Origin of the sequence: Pseudomonas sp. NFX98 (genome assembly GCF_047784845.1) — a bacterium.
In the GTDB taxonomy this organism is placed as follows: Bacteria; Pseudomonadota; Gammaproteobacteria; order Pseudomonadales; family Pseudomonadaceae; genus Aquipseudomonas.
The window spans coordinates 20,386-39,248 of the sequence record NZ_JBLNNF010000021.1 but is presented as its reverse complement, the minus strand read 5'-3'; the positions used below and the strand labels follow the sequence as shown (position 1 = coordinate 39,248).

The window sequence follows — 18,863 nt, the reverse complement described above, 5'->3', positions numbered from 1 at the left end:
TCGGGACAGCCTCGGGAAGGGGTGTGCTTTGAGGCCGTGCATTCTAGCCTAAACAGCCCGCGACATCACCCGAAACGCTACGCACGGTTGCACTCGGGTGCCATTCTGTGTTTCTGCCTCGAAAGTCAGGTTAATTGGGTGTGTGACCCTGGCTTATTTTTACTGTAACAAAATGCGGGCAAGGCCCATTCCTGCGGGGTTTTGCTCGGTTTTGTGATCTCTAGCAGACAACCCCTTCGCTGTCGAGATATGGCGCCCGTGGTCCTTTGCGTATACTGCGCACATGTTTTTCCCAACGGCTTTGCGTCCGCGGTACGCCAAATGGCTGATCGCAACCGGACTCTTCCTGGTGCTCAGCGGCTGTGTTGATAAACCCAACACGCTGGAGCGCGTAAAGGAGGATGGTGTGCTGCGGGTGGTCACCCGAAACAGCCCCGCCACCTACTTTCAGGATCGCAACGGTGAAACCGGCTTCGAATACGAGCTGGTGAAGCGTTTCGCCGACGATCTGGGGGTCGAACTGAAGATCGAGACCGCCGATAACCTCGACGACCTGTTCAATCAGATTGGTAAACCGAACGGCCCGGTGCTGGCGGCTGCCGGCCTGGTCAGCAGTGACGACCGCAAGAAACAGGTGCGTTTCTCCCACTCCTATCTGGAAGTTACCCCGCAGATCATCTACCGCAACGGCCAGTCGCGCCCCACCGACGCGAAAGACCTGGTCGGCAAGAAGATCATGGTGCTCAAGGGCAGCACCCACGCCGAGCAACTGGCGGAGCTGAAAAAGAAATTCCCCGGCATCGACTACGAAGAATCCGACCAGGTTGAAGTGGTCGACCTGTTGCGCATGGTCGACGAAGGCCAGATCGACCTGACCCTGGTCGACTCCAATGAAGTCGCGATGAACCAGGTGTACTTCACCAACATCCGGGTCGCCTTCGACCTCGGCGACGCCAACAACCAGAGCTGGGCGGTGGCGGCAGGCGATGACAACAGCCTGCTCAACGAGATCAACGACTACCTCGACAAGGTCAAGAAAAACGGCACTCTGCAACGCCTCAAGGACCGTTACTACGGGCACGTCGACGTCCTCGGCTACATGGGCGCCACCACTTTCGCCCAGCACTTGCAGCAACGCCTGCCCAAATACGAGAAGCACTTCAAGGCCTACGCCAAGATAGAGAAAGTCGACTGGCGCCTGCTGGCCGCGGTCGGTTATCAGGAATCCCTGTGGCAACCGGCCGTCACGTCCAAGACCGGTGTGCGCGGCCTGATGATGCTGACCCAGAACACCGCGCAGGCGATGGGCGTGTCCAACCGCCTCGACCCCAAGCAGAGCATCATGGGCGGAGCGAAGTACCTGGCGTACATGAAGGAACAACTGGACGATTCGATCCAGGAACCGGATCGCACCTGGTTTGCACTCGCCGCCTACAACGTCGGCAGTGGCCACCTGGATGACGCGCGCAAGCTGGCGGCCAAGGAAGGGTTGAACCCGGACAAATGGCTGGACGTGAAGAAAATCCTGCCGCGCCTGTCCGAGAAGAAGTGGTACAGCAAGACCCGTTACGGCTACGCCCGTGGCGGCGAGCCGGTGCATTTCGTGGCGAACATCCGTCGCTACTACGACATCCTGACCTGGGTCACGCAGCCGCAGCTTGAAGGCGATCAAGTGGCCGAGGGCAAACTGCTGGTTCCGGGGATCGACAAGACCAAGCCGGCGCAGGAGCCTGCCCCGCTTTAAAGCAAAAGATCGCAGCCTGCGGCAGCTCCTACAGGGGCATGTGTACACCTGTAGGAGCTGCCGCAGGCTGCGATCTTTTGATCTTAGCCCTTCAGTGCAGCCGCCAGAATCAGCGCCTTCATCTCCGACACCGCCGACTTGAAGCCAACGAACAGCGCATGGGCCACCAGCGCATGGCCGATATTCAACTCATTGATGCCCTTGATCGCCGCCACGGCCTCAACGTTGTGGTAGTGCAGGCCATGACCGGCATTGACGATCAGCCCCTGGGCCAGGCCAAACGCCACGCCATCCGCCACTCGCTTGAGCTCTTCAGCCACTTCGGTCGGCGTCTCTGCATCGGCGTAACGACCGGTGTGCAGTTCAATCGCCGGCGCGCCAACTCGGCGTGAGGCCTCAATCTGCCGCTCGTCGGCATCGATGAACAGCGACACTTCAGAGCCGAGCTTCGACAGGCGTTCCACCGCGGCCTTGATCCGCGCTTCCTGCCCCGCCACGTCCAGACCGCCTTCGGTGGTCAGCTCCTGACGGGTTTCCGGCACCAGGCAAATGTGTGCCGGGCGGATGCGCTCGGCGAACTGCATCATCTCTTCGGTGACGCCCATTTCGAAGTTCATGCGGGTTTGCAGCACATCCTTGAGCACCAGAACATCACGTTCCTGAATGTGCCGGCGGTCTTCACGCAGGTGCACGGTGATGCCGTCGGCGCCCGCCTCTTCCGCATCCAGTGCAGCCTTGACCGGGTCCGGGTAGCGAGTGCCCCGGGCCTGACGCAGGGTGGCAACGTGGTCGATGTTCACGCCAAGAAGAATGCGGGTGCTGGTGGTCACGGAAAGCGCTCCAGAAGAAGAGAAAGTTCGGTGCACAGCATACGGGGAGACTACGGCTTGCGAAACAACTCGCGACTGGCCAGAGGGCGACCGCCCAAGTGAACTGCCAGCGCCTGACGCATCAGGCGCTTGGCAGCAGACAACGCGCCCGGCGCGCTCCAGTCCGCTTCGGCCATGGCCAGCAGCTCGGTGCCGTTGAACAGTCCCGGTTGCAGCAGGTAGACCCGCTCCAGCCCTGCATCCACTTGCAGGCGGTAGAGGCCGTCCGGCGCGATGGGCGCATCGTGGATATCGGTATTCAAGGAAAAGCCGTAACCAAGATCATCGAGCAAGCGCCATTCGAACGAACGCAGCAACGGCTCCAGCGGACGGCCTTCGGCCAGGGCGAGCAATGTGGCAGCGTAGTGATCGAATACACCGGGAAGCGGGTCTTCGGCGGGCAACAGGCGAATCAGCAGTTCATTGAGATAGAGGCCGCTGAACAGTGCTTCCCCGTTGAGCCAGGTAGAAACACCCGCAGCTTCCATGCGCCCGACATTTTTCAGCTCGCCACGCCCACGAAACTCCACTTCCAGCGGCACGAACGGCCGCGCCAGCGTCCCGGCCTTGCCCCGCGCACTGCGCAACACCGCCCGCAGCCGACCTTGCGGCGTGAGGAAGTCCACCAACGCGCTGCTTTCGCGGTAGGCGCGGGAGTGGAGGACGTAAGCGGGTTGGGGGATTGGCGCAGTGGTCGACATGGAGACGGATTTACCTGTCAGGGATTACAAAAAGATCGCAGCCTTCGGCAGCTCCTACAGGTATGCACAATCTCATGTAGGAGCTGCCGAAGGCTGCGATCTTTTGATCTTTAAATCCTTGTTACAAGTCGCCATAACCCAACGAACGCAACGCACGCTCGTCATCGGACCAGCCACCCTTAACCTTGACCCACAGGTTGAGCATGATCTTGGAGTCGAACAGCAGTTCCATGTCCTTGCGCGCCTCGGTGCCGATGCGCTTGATGCGCTCGCCCTTGTCACCAATGATGATTTTCTTCTGGCCATCACGCTCGACGAGGATCAAGGCATGGATGTGCAGGGTCTTGCCCTGCTGCTTGAACTCTTCGATTTCGACGGTGATCTGGTACGGCAGCTCGGCGCCCATCTGACGCATGATTTTTTCACGCACCAGTTCAGCGGCGAGGAAACGGCTGCTGCGGTCGGTGATCTGGTCTTCCGGGAAGAAGTGATCGTTTTCCGGCAGGTGATCGGCGATCACGCGTTCCAGAGCATCGAGGTTATGCCCGTGCTGCGCGGAAATCGGAATGATCTGCGCGTTCGGCAGCTGTTCCTGCAACCACGACAAGTGCGGCATCAGCTCGGCCTTGTCTTCGATGCGGTCGGTCTTGTTCAGAGCGACGATCAGCGGACCCGTCACGTACTGCACGCGTTCGAGAACCATCTGGTCTTCGTCGGTCCACTTGGTGCGGTCAACCACGAAGATCACCACGTCGACGTCTTTCAACGCAGCCGAAGCGGTCTTGTTCATGTAGCGATTCAGCGCCTTTTCGCCACCCTTGTGCATGCCGGGGGTGTCGACGTAGATCGCCTGCACATCACCTTCGGTCTTGATGCCGAGCATGTTGTGGCGGGTGGTTTGCGGTTTGCGCGAAGTGATTGCCAGTTTCTGACCGAGGATGTGGTTCAGCAGCGTGGACTTGCCCACGTTGGGACGGCCGACGATGGCAACATAGCCACAGCGAGTTGCGTTTGTATCAGTCATTGCCATTCTCCACACCCAGGGCAATCAGTGCTGCGGCGGCCGCTACCTGTTCGGCAATACGACGACTCACACCCTGACCTCGGCTTTTTTCATTCAGTAAGATGATTTCGCATTCGACGAAGAACGTCCGGCAATGCGGTTCACCCTGGATATCCACCACTTCGTAACGCGGCAGTTCGCAACCACGGGACTGCAGGAATTCCTGCAGGCGGGTTTTCGGATCTTTGTTGGTGTCGACCAGCGTCAGGCCTTCGAACTCTCCGGCCAGCCAGGCCAGCACACGCTCGCGCGCCACTTCCATGCCAGCATCGAGATAGATCGCACCAATCAGCGCTTCAAGAGCATCGGCCAGAATCGACTCGCGACGAAAACCGCCGCTTTTCAACTCGCCGGAACCCAGGCGCAGGTAATCGCCCAGATCGAAACCACGGGCCAGTACGGCCAGGGTCTCACCTTTCACCAAGCGTGCGCGCAAACGCGACAACTGGCCTTCGCGGGCCAGCGGGAAGCGATCGAACAGCGCCTCGCCGGCAACGAAGTTGAGGATGGCGTCACCGAGGAATTCCAGGCGTTCGTTGTTGCGCCCGGCAAAACTGCGGTGAGTCAGGGCCAGGACCATCAGTTCCTGATCCTTGAAGGTGTAGCCGAGCTGACGCTCGAGACGGCTTAGGGAGACGCTCACGGTTTACCCACGCTGAGTTCGTGGTTGGATTCCACCGCCATCGCCAGGAGTCGGCGCAGGCTTGGGACAATTAACGCTGTGTTCAAAAATAACGTCCTGAATATCATTGTTTTCATGCGTCTGGCGCCGATTGTGCCGGTTCCAGAAATGCATTCGGCGCTGTGTTCAACAGCGCCGTGTTTGATTACTTGATCAGGCCAACCCGCGAGAAATTCGGCAGGTGACTGAGTTTGGGTTCCGGCCAGCTCATCCAGACTGCAAAGGCCTTGCCGACGATATTCTTGTCGGGAACCATGCCCAGCAGGTCCTTGGGAATGCTCGGATCATCCCAGTAGCGACTGTCGTTCGAGTTGTCGCGGTTGTCGCCCATCATGAAGTAGTGCCCGGCCGGCACGGTCCACGAACGGTCCGGCGTTGCGCGGTAGCGGCTCATTTCCTTGCGGATCAGGTGCTCGGCGATGCCGAGTTTTTCCTTGTAGAGCTCAGCGCTGCCCAGCGTGCCCGGCTCGGAGCCGACCAGTTGCTCGGCAATCGACTCACCGTTGACGAACAGACGCTTGTCGGCGGTGTACCGTACCGTGTCGCCCGGCAGGCCCACTACACGTTTAATGTAGTTGACATTCGGGTCGCTCGGGTAACGGAACACCATCACATCACCGCGTTGTGGCTCACCGACTTCGATGATTTTCTTGTCGATCACCGGCAGGCGGATCCCGTAAGAAAACTTGCTCACCAGAATGAAGTCGCCGACATCCAGGGTCGGTTTCATCGAGCCGGATGGAATCTGGAACGGCTCCACCAGGAACGAACGCAGCACCAGCACGATGAACAGCACCGGGAAGAACGACTTGCCGTATTCAACCAGCAGCGGTTCTTTGTTCAGCTTCTCGACCACCACCATGTCAGGCTGGCTGACGCTGCCCTGATAGGAGGTGATGGCGGCACGCCGACGCGGTGCCAGGATCAACAGATCGAGCAACGCCAACAGGCCGCAGACGAACACGGCGATGACCAGCAACAGCGGGAAATTTAGTGACATAGGACCTAACTATCCAACCTGAGCACGGCAAGGAAGGCTTCTTGTGGAATTTCCACGTTACCGACCTGCTTCATGCGTTTTTTACCGGCCTTTTGCTTTTCCAGCAGCTTCTTCTTACGGCTGACGTCACCACCGTAGCATTTGGCCAATACGTTCTTTCTGAGCGCCTTGACGGTTGTACGCGCCACAATCTGACCGCCAATGGCGGCCTGGATTGCCACGTCGAACATCTGCCGCGGAATCAGTTCTTTCATCTTCTCGGTCAACTGGCGACCTTTGTAGTGCGCGTTGTCACGGTGCACGATCAACGCCAGGGCGTCGACCTTGTCGCCGTTGATCAGCACGTCCAGTTTCACCAGACTAGCCGATTGGTAACGATCGAAATGGTAGTCCAGCGAAGCATAGCCGCGACTGGTGGATTTCAGGCGATCGAAGAAGTCCAGCACCACTTCGTTCATCGGCAGGTCGTAGGTCACCTGGACCTGAGTGCCGAGGAACAGCATGTCGACCTGCACACCACGTTTTTCGATGCACAGCGTAATGACGTTGCCCAGGTGCTCTTGCGGCACAAGAATGTTGGCCCGCACGATCGGCTCGCGCATGTCTTCGATGGAAGACAGGTCCGGCAGTTTCGACGGGTTATCGACGTAGATCGTCTCGCCGGTCTTGAGCAGCAGCTCGAAGATTACGGTCGGCGCGGTGGTGATCAGGTCCAGGTCGTACTCGCGCTCCAGGCGCTCCTGGATGATTTCCATGTGCAGCATGCCGAGGAAGCCGCAACGGAAGCCGAAGCCCAGCGCGTCGGAGCTTTCCGGGGTGTACTGCAGCGACGAGTCGTTCAGGGTGAGCTTTTGCAGCGCTTCACGGAAATCTTCGAAGTCGTCGGAGCTGACCGGGAACAGACCGGCGTATACCTGCGGCTGAATGCGTTTGAAACCTGGCAGCACGTCGACGTCGGGCGTTGAACTCAAGGTCAGGGTGTCACCCACCGGCGCACCGTGAATGTCCTTGATGCCGGCAATGATGAAGCCTACTTCACCGGCCTTCAGGTCAACGGTAGCGGTGTGTTTCGGGTTGAACACACCGACGCTGTCCACGAGGTGGATCTTGCCGGTGGACTTGACCAGAATCTTGTCGCCCTTCTTCACGCGGCCGTGACGCACGCGCACCAGGGACACAACGCCCAGATAGTTGTCGAACCAGGAGTCGATGATCAACGCTTGCAGCGGATCTTCGATATTGCCGGTCGGCGCGGGAATGGTGGCGACCAGGCGCTCAAGCACTTCATCGACGCCCAGACCGGTCTTGGCAGAGCAAGTGACCGCGTCGGTGGCATCGATGCCGATGATTTTTTCGATTTCTTCTTTAACGCGGTCCGGATCGGCCTGTGGCAGGTCGATCTTGTTCAGCACCGGCATCACTTCCAGGCCCTGCTCGATCGCGGTGTAGCAGTTGGCAACGGACTGGGCTTCCACGCCCTGACCGGCGTCGACCACCAGCAGCGCGCCTTCACAGGCCGCCAGCGAGCGGCTGACTTCGTAGGTGAAGTCAACGTGGCCGGGGGTGTCAATGAAGTTCAGCTGGTAGTTGATACCATCTTTGGCTTTGTAATACAGAGTAACGCTGTGAGCCTTGATGGTGATCCCGCGCTCACGCTCAAGGTCCATGGAATCCAGTACCTGGGCTTCCATTTCACGCTCGGCCAGGCCGCCGCACATCTGGATGAAGCGATCGGCCAGCGTCGACTTGCCATGGTCAATGTGGGCGATGATGGAGAAATTGCGGATATGACTCAAATCACTCACGGATCAACACTCAAAAAGGCTGCAGGCATAGCCCGCCGAAAAATAGCCGGGAATTGTACCTGATCCACGGCGCAAGCGTCACGTTCGCAGGTCAGACGGCGCATACAAAAACGCCCCGGTCTTGCGACTGGGGCGTTTTTTATCAGCAGCAAGGTCAGAAAGCAGCCGCCATCAACCGGCGCGACGCAACAACCAGACCCCGGCCAAAGCACAGACACTGGCTGGCACCAGCACCGCAAACAGCGGCGAGAAACCGAACACCAGGCTGGAAGGCCCCAGCAAATCCTGGGCAATGCGGAAGGTGAAACCTACCAGAACCCCGGTAAATACCCGCTGACCAAGGGTCACGGAGCGCAACGGGCCGAAAATGAAGGAAATCGCCATCAGCACCAGCGCAGCGGTGACGAGCGGCTGCAATACCTTGACCCAAAACGCCAACCAGTAGCGGCCATTGTTCAGTCCCTGGTCCGCCAGATAGTGGATATAGCCCCACAAGCCGGTGATCGACAGGGATTCAGGCGCCATGACCACGGTGCTGAGCAACTGCGGGCTCAAGGCCACTTCCCAGCGCTCGACCGGGGTGCTGACCACTTCAGTGCTCTTTTCATGAAACACCGTGGTGGTCACATCGCTCAACTGCCAGTGATCCTTGTCGAACTCCGCGCGCTTGGCGAAGCTCGAAGACAGCATGTGGCGCTGATCGTCGAAGCGATAACGGGTCACACCATACAAAATCCCATTGGGTTGAACGGAGTTCACGTGGATGAACTCGTCACCCTGGCGGTGCCACAGTCCGTGCTTGGCGCTTTGCGCGTCGCCACTGCCCTGGGCCAGCGAACGGTTGGCCTGGGCGGTGCTTTCGGTTGCCGGCGCGACGTACTCGCCAATCAACACGCCCACCACCATCAGGATCAGCATTGGCTTCATGACCGCCCAGACAATCCGCCCGATCGACACGCCAGCGGCGCGCATGATGGTCAGTTCGCTGTTGCTGGCCAGACTGCCGAGGCCGATCAGGCAACCGATCAATGCAGCCATCGGCAGCATGTCGTACAGACGACGCGGCGCGGTCAGCAACACGTAACTCAAAATATCAACCAGCGTGTAGGTATCGCTGGCGTCACTCATCTCATCGATGAAGGCGAACAGCGTCGCCAACCCGAGAATGATCCCCAGTACCGCGAGGATCGCCATGAACACGCTGCTACCGATGTAGCGGTCGAGCTTAACCACGGGCCACCTCCAGCGCGCTGCGGCGACTCGCCATCTTCAAGCGCAGAGGCTCCCAGTAGAGCAGGCCCAGGCCAATGACCAGGAAGATCGCGTGCACCCACCACAAGCCCAGCGCCGGCGGAATCTTGCCCTTTTCGAGGGCGCCGCGAGCGGCAATCAGGATGGTCAGGTAAGCCATATAAAGAAGAATCGCCGGCAGCAGCTTGAGGAAACGGCCCTGACGCGGGTTGACCCGCGACAGCGGCACCGCCATCAGGGTCACGATGAACACCAGCAATGGCAGGGACAGGCGCCATTGCAGCTCGGTGCGCGAACGGATGTCGTCGCTACCCAGCAAGGACGCAGTGGTCATTGCATCGCGATCGGTCACTTCGTCACTGACATCCGGCTTGGGCAGCAGTACGCCGTACTCTTCGTACTTGATCGCACGATAGTCGGCCTGCCCCGGATTACCGTCATAACGGTAGCCGTTGTCGAGGATCAGGTAGCGGTTGCCGTCAGGGCGGATTTCCTGCCGGCCCTTCTCGGCCACCAGCACGGAGATCCCGCGATCCTTCTTGTCGGAATTGACGTTCTTCTGCGAAATGAACACGCCGCCCAGATTGATGCGGTCATCCGACAACTGTTCGGTGTACGTCACCCGCGTACCGTCTCGCAGAGCCTGGAAACGACCGGGCTCCAGGGTATCGAACTCGGTCAGGGCGTCTTGCTTGTTCAGCAGCAGCTGGAACTGATTGGCACCCTGTGGCGCCAGGCTCAGGCTCAACCATGCAACCACCAGCGCCACCAGCGTGGCCGGGAACAAGGTCATGCGGAACAAGCGTTGCTGGCTCATGCCGGTGGCCGAGAGCACGGTCATTTCGCTTTCGAGGTACAGGCGACCGTAGGCCAGCAGGATCCCGAGAAACAGGCCCAGCGGCAGGATCAGTTGCAGGAAGCCCGGCAGGCGAAAGCCCATGATCAGGAACAGCGAGCCCGGATCCAGTTGGCCCGAAGCTGCTTGGGCGAGGTACTTGATGAAGCGTCCGCTCATGATGATGACCAGCAACACGGCGCTCACGGCACTCAGGGTCAACAGGACTTCGCGGGATAGATAACGGAAGACGATCAAACCAGACACTCCAGGGTTGTCAGGCTAAGGCGGCCAAACAAGCAAACATATCAGACAGCCCGCAAGGCAGAGCCGCCGAAAAAAGATGGCGCATTATCCTGTGATTGGGTGCGCCTGTCACTGCGCACGCTCACGCAGGCTGTCAAAGCGCTGAAGATCGTACAACCGAGGGTTGTCAGGCGCCGGTAGCGAGGTTCAAACTGCGGCCTTCGTCGCCGGTCGTGACCGGCGCCTCTCTATCTATAAGCGAGCGACGCACACACGTCGTCGAGCGCTTGCGTGTTGACCATCAAATTCAGGGACCCGGACATGGAACTGGTTGTAAAAAGCGTTAACCCGGAAACGTTGAAGACCGCCACGCTGGTGGTTGCCGTCGGTGAAGGCCGCAAGCTCGGCGCTGCCGCCAAACAACTCGACGAACTCAGCGGCGGTGCAATCAGCGCCGTTCTCAAACGCGGCGACCTGGCCGGCAAAGTCGGCCAGAGCCTGTTGTTGCACAGCCTGCCAAACCTGAAAGCCGACCGCGTGCTACTGGTGGGCGTGGGCAAGGATGAAGAACTGGGCGACCGCCCGTTCCGTAAAATCATCGCCGGCGTACTCAACACCTTGAAAGGCTTGGGCGGCACCGACGCTGTACTGGCCCTGGACGAAATCGTAGTCAAAGGCCGCGACAGCTACGGCAAGACCCGTCTGCTGGCCGAAACCCTGGTTGACGGCGAATACCAGTTCGACCAGTTCAAGAGCCAGAAAGCCGAACCCCGCGCCCTGAAGAAAATCACCCTGCTGACCATCAAGGCCGCCCAGGCTGAAGTGCAGCGCGCCGTGACCCACGCCACCGCGATCGCCAACGGCATGGCGTTCACCCGCAACCTGGGCAACCTGCCACCGAACATCTGCCACCCGACTTTCCTCGGTGAGCAAGCGAAGAACCTCGGCAAAGAGTTCAAGGATCTGAAAGTCGAAGTTCTCGACGAGAAGAAGATCAAGGCACTCGGCATGGGTTCGTTCTACGCCGTCGGCCAGGGCAGCGCCCAGCCGCCGCGCCTGATCGTCATGCAATACAACGGCGGCAAGAAATCCGAGAAGCCTTACGCGCTGGTCGGCAAGGGCATCACCTTCGACACCGGCGGCATCAGCCTGAAACCGGGCGCCGGCATGGATGAAATGAAGTACGACATGGGTGGCGCCGCCAGCGTGTTCGGCACCCTGCGTGCCGTGCTCGAACTGAAGTTGCCGATCAACCTGGTGTGCATCCTGGCCTGCGCCGAGAACATGCCGAGCGGCAACGCTTCGCGTCCGGGCGACATCGTCACCACCATGAGCGGCCAGACCGTGGAAATCCTCAACACCGACGCCGAAGGCCGCCTGGTGCTGTGCGACGCCCTGACCTACTCCGAGCGTTTCAAGCCGCAAGCGGTGATCGACATCGCCACCCTGACCGGTGCTTGCGTGGTTGCCTTGGGTTCCCATACTTCCGGCCTGCTGGGCAACAACGACGAGCTGATCGGTCAACTGCTGACCGCCGGCAAGGCTGCCGACGACCGCGCATGGCAACTGCCGCTGTTCGATGAGTACCAAGAGCAGCTGGACAGCCCGTTCGCCGACATCGCCAACATCGGTGGCCCGAAAGCCGGCACCATCACCGCCGCCTGCTTCCTGTCGCGCTTCACCAAGAACCTGAACTGGGCGCACCTGGACATCGCCGGCACGGCCTGGACCAGCGGCGGCAAGGACAAGGGCGCCACTGGCCGTCCGGTTCCCCTGCTGACCCAATACCTGCTGGACCGCGCCAAAGCCTGAAACCAATGAACCTGGGCGGCGTTTCCTTCGGGTGACGCCGCTTCGGCTCAGGAACCGCAATGACCAAAGTCGACTTCTATATCCTGCCCAGCGCCGATCCTTCGGCACGCCTGGACTTCGCCTGCAAGCTCACCGAAAAAGCCTGGCGCATGGGCCACCGCATCTACCTGCATTGCAGCGATGCCGCCCAGCGCGATGATCTCGATGCACGCCTGTGGGCGTTCAAGGGCGAAAGTTTCGTGCCCCACGGCCCTGCTGAAAGCGAACCGGACAGCCTGATCGTGCTGGGTTTTGGCGATGACTGCGGTCAGCATCAGGATTTGCTGGTCAACCTCGACCTGAAAGTACCGGCCTTTGCCCAACGTTTCGCCCGCGTGGCGGAAGTGGTGGTCGAAGATCCGACGATTCGAGCGGCCGCGCGGGAGAGTTTCCGTTTCTACCGCGAACAGGGCTATCCTCTGCAAGATCACCGTTTACAGCGACTCTGAGCATTCCGATGGACACTCCAAAACCGCTGCAAAAGTCCGCGCACCTGCTGGACGACCTTGAGTCGATCCGCCAATTGCTCGGCGATGACAACCTGCAACCACCGCTGCTGACCGACACGGTCGAAGACGGAGACCAGGAACAGATTCCGATGTTGTTCGACACCGTCAGCGAACCCGCGCCGACCGTCGCACCAACACCTGCGGCCAAGCCTGCCGCCGAACCGGCACCGAGCGCCGACAAGAACGCCGACGCGCTGCTGTACCTCGACAGCGAGCTGCGCGCCGCCGCGCAATTGATCATGCAAGACGTGATCGACGACTTCGCGCCGCACATCGAAACCGAAATCAAACGACGCCTGAGCGCACGGCTTGAGCGGCTGTTGAGTCAGTACAACGACTGACGCCGAAACAGCCAAACGTCACGCTGCCCTCTGTAGGAGCAAGGCTTGCCCGCGATGGCGATCTTGAGGACGCTATCGCGGGCAAGCCTTGCTCCTACAGAAGAACGGGACGGGGTCATGCGCTGAGGTAGCGGCCGATCAAGGCGATCCCGCTGGCCAGCACCAACCAGGTCACCAACCGCACGAACGCTTCGCGGGACAAGCGCATGGTCAGTCGTCGGCCTATCCACAGTCCCAGCGCCATGGCCGGCAGCAAGCACAGCGCCAACACCAGCAACGGCAGTTCGGCATACACACCCGCGACAGCAAACAGACTCAAGCGCACCACCGTGCTGCAACTGATCAGCGCGCTTTGTGTCGCCCGCGCTTCGTCCTTGGGCAAGCGGCTGTTCAGGTAGATCGCATACAAAAAACCGCCACTGCCAAACAACGCGCCGAACATCCCGCCTATCGTGCCCATCGGCACCGCCCACGCGGCGGACAACTGCGCCGGACGGACTTTTATCCACAGGCTGTAGATCGCATAGGCGCTGATAAACACCCCCATCATCAGCAGCAACAGATCGGACTTCAGGTTCAGCAGGAAAATCACGCCCAACGTACAGCCCACCGCCATGCACGGCAGCAACCGCAGTAACTCCGGTTTCGCCACATCACGCCGCGAGGGCAACAAATTGCCAAATGCCGCGACGAAATCCAGCAGCACCAGCAGCGGGACGATTTTCGACAACGGCATGAACAGAATCAGAATCGGCCCGGCCACCAATGCCGTGCCGAAGCCGGCGATGCCGAAGACGATGTAGGCCAGGGCGATGCCTGCACCGATGATCAGCCAGTCCGTGGCGCTGAAGGGCCATTGGTTTAACAGTTCGAGCACACCTACTTCCCCGTCTTCCTTGAATGCGCTACCGACTTTACAGGGTATTGAACCGTAGCAGCTGGCGAAGCCTGCGTTCGGCTGCGCAGCAGTCGCAATTCCATCCGCCTCGGTATGCCTGAATTACCCTGCAAGCCGGGTTTACGACTGCTACGCAGCCGAACGCAGGCTTCGCCAGCTGCTACATACTTTCGCAAACGTGGAGATTCCCTTGCGAATGCCTTTAAACTGCGCCCCATGATTAAAGATCCCTTTGCAAGACTCGGCCTGGACCGCGAAGTCCTGACTGTCAGCCAGCTCAACGGCCGCGCGCGGGTGTTGCTCGAAGACGTGTTCAGCAACATCTGGGTCGAAGGCGAAATCTCCAACCTCGCGCGCCCGGCGTCCGGCCACGTGTATTTCACCCTCAAGGACAGCGGCGCCCAAGTGCGTTGCGCGCTGTTCCGGCAGAACGCCGCGCGAGTGCGTCAGGCGTTGAAGGACGGCTTGGCGGTCAAGGTGCGTGGCAAGGTCTCGTTGTTCGAGGGCCGCGGTGATTATCAGCTGATCCTCGACACCGTGGAGCCGGCCGGTGACGGTGCGTTGCGTCTGGCTTTCGATGCCTTGAAAGAAAAACTCAGCGCCGAAGGCCTGTTCAGCGCCGAGCGCAAAGTGCCGCTGCCGGCGCATCCGCAACGCATCGGAATCATCAGTTCGCCAACCGGAGCGGTGATACGCGACATCATCAGCGTGTTCCGCCGCCGCGCACCGCAAGTGCAACTGACACTGATCCCCACCGCCGTACAGGGTCGCGAAGCCACCGCGCAGATTGTCCGTGCACTGAAGTTGGCGGACGCTCGTGGTTTCGACGCGTTGATCCTGGCCCGTGGCGGCGGCTCGCTGGAAGACCTCTGGTGCTTCAACGAAGAAGCCGTGGCCCGCGCCGTCGACGCGTGCGTAACCCCCATCGTCAGCGCTGTCGGCCACGAAACCGATGTCTCGATCAGCGATTTCGTCGCCGACGTGCGCGCGCCGACACCATCGGCCGCCGCCGAGCTGCTGGCACCGGATTCCAGCGATCTGGTGCGCCGGGTCGAAAGCCTGCACCGCCGACTGGTGATGCGCATGCGCGATCGCCTGATGCGTGACCGGTTACGTCTGGAAGGTATCTCGCGCCGCCTGCGTCATCCCGGCGAACGTCTGCGCCAGCAAGCCCAGCGTCTGGACGATCTGGACATGCGCATGCGCCGCGCCTTCGAACGTAGCCTCAATACCCGTCGCGAGCGGCTGATCCGTCTGGAGACACGTCTGGCCGGGCAACATCCGGGTCGACAATTGGCGATGCTCCGTCAACGCCTCGACAGCCTCGCCGAACGCCTGCCCCGCGCCATCCGCGAGGGCTTGAAAAGCCGTCGCCTGCAACTGCAAAGCCAGATGCAGACGCTGCATGTGGTCAGCCCGTTGGCGACGCTCGGCCGTGGCTACAGCATTTTGCTCGACGAGCGCGGCAACGCGATCCGCAATGCCAGCCAGACTCACACCGGCCAGCGCCTGAAGGCCAAGCTGGGTGAAGGCGAACTGCAAGTGCGGGTTGAAGACAATCACCTGACGCCCGTCACCCTTTCTTTACTGGATTGATCCATGCCGCGCTTTTTTGCTTCGCTGTTGCTGCTGTGCCTGACCGTCAACGCCCACGCCGACAGTTACATCACCCGTTTGCTGAACAAACCGGTGCCGGGTGGCGTGGCCGTCGTGGATCTGGGCGCTTCCGCCCAGGCACCGAAAGCCAGTTATCAGGGCAAACCGGTATTGGTGGTCAAGGAGCAGAACAACTGGCTGGCCATTGTCGGCGTGCCGTTGACCGTGAAACCTGGCACTCAGTCCATCAGCAGCGGCGGTCGCAACCTGAGTTTCACCGTCGGCAACAAGAAGTACCCGGAACAGCGCATCACCCTGAAGAACACCCAGCAGGTCAATCCGGACCCGGAGAATCTCAAGCGTATCGAGCGTGAACTGGCCGAACAGATCTCCGCCTACCGCACCTTCAGCCCGAATACCCCAAGCAACCTGCTGCTGGACAAACCGGTCAACGGCCCACTGTCGAGCAAGTTCGGTGTGCGCCGGTTCTTCAACGGTGAAGAGCGCAATCCCCACTCCGGCCTGGATTTCGCTGTGGGCGCTGGCACACCGATCAAGACCCCGGCCGCCGGCAAGGTGATTCTGATCGGCAACTATTTCTTCAACGGCAACACGGTGTTTGTCGATCACGGCCAAGGCTTTATCAGCATGTTTTGTCACATGTCGAAAATCGATGTGAAGATTGGGCAGCAACTGGCGCGCGGTGGCGTGGTAGGCAAGGTCGGCGCGACTGGCCGGGCGACCGGACCGCACATGCACTGGAATGTCAGCCTGAATGATGCACGGGTGGATCCGGCGATTTTTATTGGGGCGTTTCAGCCTTGAGCAAAATCAAAAGATCGCAGCCTGCGGCAGCTCCTACAGGAGTTCGCATTCCCCTGTAAGAGCTGTCTCAGGCTGCGATCTTTTAGGGCCCTACTCAGCCTCCAGATCCTCAATCCCATGAACCTCCCGATCCGCCAGACAATGCTTGATCCACTCCTGAGTCTCCAGCGAGAACCCGGTCAACTCTTCAGCCGTAATCAACTCCCGCGCACACAACCCCAGCAAGTGCGATCGCGCCTCATGCCGTGAAAACCTGAAGACGCCAAACGCCCAGTACAGTTCTTTCTGCCCGGCCTTCAGCAGCTCTTCACTGGCATCGATCCGCTCGTAGGGCGCGATGCTCTTGTCCAGCACGATCTTTTCGACGTCGGTCATGATGCGGGTGCACATCCGCTCATGGGCCACCGGGCGCAACACGCAATAGCATTTCCAATCGGACTCGCTCATTGCCGACTCCTGCCTGCCAACCGAGGCTCTAAGAATAGCCCTCGTCGCCGAAGCCGCTGCTCAATCCTTCGATTGCGCATCGCGCAAACCAAGCGCAAACAAGCAGAAGATCATCACGATTCACAGCAATAAAATCTCGCAAAATATGTCCTGACGAGGATTCCTCTCAATTTTTTTCGACTGCTTGCCATCCTTCACCCCCGAGGTTAGGGTTGAAGGCATGAAAACCTCACACACCCTCATTCAGCTCCGCCAGCACCGCAGCTTGTGCCTTGTCAGCGCACGACTGCCGGGCTGAATCGCGGCGCCTCGTCCCAAGCGTGACCCAAGAACTTTTGATCCACCGGCAGGCCGCCTTTTTTCGGCCCACACAATAAGGATTTCCCGATGAGCATGCTCAAAGACCCGTCTTCGAAATACCGCGCGTTCCCGACCATCGACATCCCGGACCGTACCTGGCCGTCGAAAACCATCACTGCCGCGCCGATCTGGTGCAGCTCCGACCTGCGTGATGGCAACCAGTCGCTGATCGAACCGATGGACGCGGTCAAGAAACTGCGCTTCTGGAAAACCCTGGTGCAGGTCGGCGTGAAAGAAATTGAAGCGTCGTTCCCGGCCGCGTCGCAAACCGACTTCGACTTCGTCCGCACCCTGATCGAAGGCAACCACATCCCGGACGACACCACCATCCAGGTGTTGACCCAAGGCCGTGAAGACCTGATCGAGCGCACCTTCGAGTCCCTGCGCGGCGCGAAGAAAGCCATCGTTCACCTGTACAACGCGACCTCCCCTTCCTTCCGCCGCATTGTCTTCAACCAGGACAAGGACGGGATCAAGGAAATCGCGGTGAGCGCGGCCAAGTTGTTCGTCAAATTCGCCGCCCAGCAGCCGGACACCGAGTGGACCTTCGAATACTCGCCAGAGACGTTCAGCGCCACTGAGCTTGAGTTCGCCAAGGAAGTCTGCGACGCGGTGATCGAAGTCTGGAACCCGACGCCCGAGCACAAGATGATCCTCAACTTGCCGGCCACCGTCGAATGCGCGACCCCGAACATCTATGCCGACCAGATCGAATGGTTCGGCCGTCACATCAACCGTCGTGACAGCGTGATCATCAGCCTGCACACCCACAACGACCGTGGCACGGGCGTTGCCGCCACCGAGCTGGGCCTGATGGCCGGCGCCGACCGTGTCGAAGGCTGCCTGTTCGGCAACGGCGAGCGTACCGGTAACGTCGACCTCGTGACCGTGGCCCTGAACATGTACACCCAAGGGCTCGATCCTCAGCTGGACTTCTCCGACATCGACGGCGTGCGTAAAGTCGTCGAAGAGTGCAACCAGATCCAGGTGCACCCGCGTCACCCATACGTCGGCGACCTGGTGCACACCGCGTTCTCCGGCTCGCACCAGGATGCGATCCGCAAGGGCTTTACCCAGCAGAAATCCGATGCATTGTGGGAAGTGCCTTACCTGCCAATCGACCCGGCCGACATCGGCCGCAGCTACGAGGCAGTCATCCGCGTCAACAGCCAGTCGGGCAAGGGCGGTATCGCTTACCTCCTGGAGCAGGAATACGGCATCAGCCTGCCGCGGCGCATGCAGATCGAGTTCAGCCAGGTCGTGCAGCGCGAAACCGATCGCCTGGGCCTGGAAATGACCGCCAAGCAGATTCACTCGCTGTTGATCAGCGAGTACCTGCAAGCCAACACCCCGTACGCGCTGGTCAGCCATCGCCTGCAGGAAGAAAACGGCAACAGCGCCGTCGAAGTGGAAGTGGCGAGCCAAGGTCAGGGCGAAACCAACCTGCACTGGCGCGGCAAGGGCAACGGTGCCCTGGAAGCATTGGTGGCCGGTCTGCCGATCCCTGTTGAAATCATGGACTACAACGAACACGCCATCGGCGCGGGCACCAACGCCAAGGCTGCGGCCTACATTGAACTGCGCGTGAACGGCGAACGTGCGGTGCACGGCGTGGGTATCGATGAAAACATCACCACGGCCAGCTTCAAGGCACTGTTCAGCGCGCTGAACCGCTCGTTGAGCCAGCCGGAAGCGAAAGCTGCCTAAGCGTCGCTGAAAAGCAAAAGGCCCCGGGGTGTGAACCTCGGGGCCTTTTTTGTTGGTTCGGCTTTAAGATCAAAAGATCGCAGCCTTGGGCAGCTCCTACATTTGGAATGCGATCCCCTGTAGGAGCTGCCGA

The 18,863-nt window shown here is 60.1% G+C and carries 17 protein-coding genes; 7 read left to right on the top strand and 10 right to left on the bottom strand.

Going from position 1 to position 18,863, the window contains the following annotated elements:
• Window positions 1-283: 283 nt before the first annotated feature.
• Complete coding sequence (mltF, locus tag ACM110_RS24835) at window positions 284-1,744, top strand: membrane-bound lytic murein transglycosylase MltF (RefSeq protein ID WP_416129832.1); 1,461 nt, start codon at window positions 284-286, stop codon at window positions 1,742-1,744.
• Window positions 1,745-1,827: 83 nt separating this feature from the next.
• Here mltF and pdxJ read toward each other — a convergent pair whose 3' ends face one another.
• The 8 genes from pdxJ to lptF all read right to left on the bottom strand — a co-directional run bounded on the left by pdxJ (window position 1,828) and on the right by lptF (window position 10,208).
• A complete protein-coding gene (pdxJ, locus tag ACM110_RS24830; RefSeq protein WP_416129831.1) occupies window positions 1,828-2,574 on the bottom strand; it encodes a pyridoxine 5'-phosphate synthase in 747 nt (248 codons plus the stop codon).
• 50 nt (window positions 2,575-2,624) lie between these two features.
• Complete coding sequence (gene recO, locus ACM110_RS24825; protein WP_416129830.1) at window positions 2,625-3,314, bottom strand: DNA repair protein RecO; 690 nt, start codon at window positions 3,312-3,314, stop codon at window positions 2,625-2,627.
• Between the two features lie 121 nt (window positions 3,315-3,435).
• Window positions 3,436-4,338: a GTPase Era gene (gene era, locus ACM110_RS24820; protein WP_008056597.1), complete on the bottom strand. Its 903-nt coding sequence runs from the start codon at window positions 4,336-4,338 to the stop codon at window positions 3,436-3,438.
• Window positions 4,331-5,020: a ribonuclease III gene (rnc, locus tag ACM110_RS24815; RefSeq protein WP_338584914.1), complete on the bottom strand. Its 690-nt coding sequence runs from the start codon at window positions 5,018-5,020 to the stop codon at window positions 4,331-4,333. Before rnc ends, era begins: the two co-directional genes overlap by 8 nt.
• A gap of 184 nt (window positions 5,021-5,204) precedes the next feature.
• On the bottom strand, window positions 5,205-6,059 hold the full coding sequence (lepB, locus tag ACM110_RS24810) for a signal peptidase I (protein ID WP_338584913.1): 855 nt from the start codon (window positions 6,057-6,059) through the stop codon (window positions 5,205-5,207).
• Window positions 6,060-6,064: 5 nt separating this feature from the next.
• Window positions 6,065-7,864, bottom strand: coding sequence for a translation elongation factor 4 (gene lepA / locus ACM110_RS24805; protein WP_150701956.1), 1,800 nt, complete (start codon window positions 7,862-7,864; stop codon window positions 6,065-6,067).
• A 171-nt stretch (window positions 7,865-8,035) separates the two neighbouring features.
• A complete protein-coding gene (gene lptG, locus ACM110_RS24800; RefSeq protein WP_416129829.1) occupies window positions 8,036-9,097 on the bottom strand; it encodes an LPS export ABC transporter permease LptG in 1,062 nt (353 codons plus the stop codon).
• A complete protein-coding gene (gene lptF / locus ACM110_RS24795) occupies window positions 9,090-10,208 on the bottom strand; it encodes an LPS export ABC transporter permease LptF (RefSeq protein ID WP_338584910.1) in 1,119 nt (372 codons plus the stop codon). Before lptF ends, lptG begins: the two co-directional genes overlap by 8 nt.
• A gap of 309 nt (window positions 10,209-10,517) precedes the next feature.
• On the opposite strand from lptF, the gene ACM110_RS24790 reads away from it, so the two are divergent.
• Genes ACM110_RS24790 through ACM110_RS24780 form a run of 3 tightly spaced genes read left to right on the top strand, consistent with a single transcriptional unit; the run spans window position 10,518 to window position 12,897 of the window.
• Window positions 10,518-12,008: a leucyl aminopeptidase gene (locus ACM110_RS24790; RefSeq protein WP_416129887.1), complete on the top strand. Its 1,491-nt coding sequence runs from the start codon at window positions 10,518-10,520 to the stop codon at window positions 12,006-12,008.
• 59 nt (window positions 12,009-12,067) lie between these two features.
• Window positions 12,068-12,496: a DNA polymerase III subunit chi gene (locus ACM110_RS24785; RefSeq protein ID WP_338584908.1), complete on the top strand. Its 429-nt coding sequence runs from the start codon at window positions 12,068-12,070 to the stop codon at window positions 12,494-12,496.
• Window positions 12,497-12,504: 8 nt separating this feature from the next.
• The gene (locus ACM110_RS24780) at window positions 12,505-12,897 is read left to right on the top strand and encodes a DNA polymerase III subunit chi (protein ID WP_416129828.1); all 393 of its coding nucleotides are present in this window, start codon (window positions 12,505-12,507) and stop codon (window positions 12,895-12,897) included.
• A 115-nt stretch (window positions 12,898-13,012) separates the two neighbouring features.
• Here the strand turns inward: ACM110_RS24780 and ACM110_RS24775 are convergent, their stop codons facing one another.
• Window positions 13,013-13,774 (bottom strand): sulfite exporter TauE/SafE family protein, encoded by a 762-nt coding sequence (locus ACM110_RS24775; RefSeq protein ID WP_416129827.1) that lies wholly within the window; start codon window positions 13,772-13,774, stop codon window positions 13,013-13,015.
• 237 nt (window positions 13,775-14,011) lie between these two features.
• On the opposite strand from ACM110_RS24775, the gene xseA reads away from it, so the two are divergent.
• Together xseA and ACM110_RS24765 are read left to right on the top strand one after the other, a co-directional pair.
• Window positions 14,012-15,391 (top strand): exodeoxyribonuclease VII large subunit, encoded by a 1,380-nt coding sequence (xseA, locus tag ACM110_RS24770; RefSeq protein WP_338584905.1) that lies wholly within the window; start codon window positions 14,012-14,014, stop codon window positions 15,389-15,391.
• Window positions 15,392-15,394: 3 nt separating this feature from the next.
• Entirely contained in the window at window positions 15,395-16,216 is an 822-nt protein-coding gene (locus ACM110_RS24765; protein ID WP_416129826.1) for a peptidoglycan DD-metalloendopeptidase family protein, read from the top strand.
• A 90-nt stretch (window positions 16,217-16,306) separates the two neighbouring features.
• Here ACM110_RS24765 and ACM110_RS24760 read toward each other — a convergent pair whose 3' ends face one another.
• Window positions 16,307-16,663, bottom strand: coding sequence for a hypothetical protein (locus ACM110_RS24760; protein WP_416129825.1), 357 nt, complete (start codon window positions 16,661-16,663; stop codon window positions 16,307-16,309).
• A gap of 387 nt (window positions 16,664-17,050) precedes the next feature.
• Between ACM110_RS24760 and leuA the strand changes: the two genes are divergently transcribed.
• Window positions 17,051-18,730: a 2-isopropylmalate synthase gene (gene leuA, locus ACM110_RS24755; protein ID WP_416129824.1), complete on the top strand. Its 1,680-nt coding sequence runs from the start codon at window positions 17,051-17,053 to the stop codon at window positions 18,728-18,730.
• Window positions 18,731-18,863: the final 133 nt, after the last annotated feature.